3 protein-coding genes are annotated in these 1,222 nt (G+C 36.3%); 1 reads left to right on the plus strand and 2 read right to left on the minus strand.

Features of this window, described 5'->3' with window-relative positions; all coding sequences use genetic code 11:
• A partial coding sequence (locus CSV69_RS16525) for a hypothetical protein (protein ID WP_143560859.1) occupies window positions 1-202 on the minus strand: 202 nt, incomplete at its 3' end.
• A gap of 17 nt (window positions 203-219) precedes the next feature.
• On the opposite strand from CSV69_RS16525, the gene CSV69_RS16530 reads away from it, so the two are divergent.
• On the plus strand, window positions 220-741 hold the full coding sequence (locus tag CSV69_RS16530) for a hypothetical protein (RefSeq protein ID WP_099693998.1): 522 nt from the start codon (window positions 220-222) through the stop codon (window positions 739-741).
• Between the two features lie 112 nt (window positions 742-853).
• On the opposite strand, the gene CSV69_RS16535 is transcribed toward CSV69_RS16530, so the two are convergent.
• The coding region (locus CSV69_RS16535; RefSeq protein WP_199170438.1) for a conserved phage C-terminal domain-containing protein at window positions 854-1,222 on the minus strand (369 nt) is incomplete at its 5' end.

Raw genomic sequence — 1,222 nt, forward strand, 5'->3', positions numbered from 1 at the left:
CAAGAATCCCTTCGCCCGTCATCTGGAGTCTTGGATAGTATAAAAAGAATGTCTGCAATGCAAGAATCCCTTCGCCCGTCATCTGGAGTCTTGGATAGTATAAAAAGAATGTCTGCAATGCAAGAATCCCTTCGTCCATCATCTGGAGTCTTGGATAGTATAAAAAGAATGTCTGCAATGCAAAGATCATTTCGTCCATCATCAGGGGTACTGGAAAGTATGAGAATTGTTTTAGCAAGGCAAAGTGAAATCGCTAAAGCAGCATTAGAAATATCTAATATAAATGAGACTGTAAATTCAGTTCTTAGAGAGTTGTCGGTAGAGAATTTAAATTTAAATGAGAGATTTGATATATTAAGCAATTTAAAAGTGCCTTTAGAATCTTCCGATCCATCGCATGTTGATGAAGAAGTCAAAATTGAAGATAACGAATTCACTAGATACTGGCTTGCTATGTATGAACATTTTATCAGAGTGTATAGTGTTTTGAATTCCTCTCTTGCTGCAACGGTATTGAGGGATTTAATCATGGTTTTAAGTTTCATTAATTCTATGCAAGGGGGACAAGCACCCCAAATTAACTTTTACAATGAAACAGACAGCAATGTAGAAGTAAATATTAACGGAAACCAAATGGATGTAATAATAACGCATCCTGAAGAATCGAATACTGAAACGGAAGATAAGAGTGATATGGATGAGGAGATAGAAATAATTTTGAACCCAGGCATTAGAAGTTGAAAGAAGATTATAGCCTATAAAAACGATACCTGTGTGAGAAACAAACGTGAATCTTTAAACTTTCATGAATGTTTCACGCACAGGTACTTTTATTAACTATTAGAACTATTGCTTACCTCTCACCACTACTAAAATCAAGAACTGGTGGAATGTATATTTCTATATCGGGTTTCTTAGCCACGACTAGTTCATTGACATAGTTTTCAAAATTAGTTGCGTTAAACAAAGTCGATGGTCTAAGGAACGTATTAAATTCACGGTGGTTCAACCACTGCTTGGTCTTTAGGTCGATGACACGAATAAAGTCTTCCTGTGTGTAGCCTTCTTTGATTCGACCGTTGATGAATTTACGGGTAGCAGCGGACTCCGCTTTGAAATGTTTTCCGGTTTTGTCGTTTAGGTATTCAATAACAGAATGTGCGACGTCGAGATTCTTCTCGACAATGGTTTTATTCTTTTTATTCTTAAGTTCTTTGGTTAT

The organism is Sporosarcina sp. P26b, assembly GCF_002743245.1.
In the GTDB taxonomy this organism is placed as follows: domain Bacteria; phylum Bacillota; class Bacilli; order Bacillales_A; family Planococcaceae; genus Sporosarcina; species Sporosarcina ureae_C.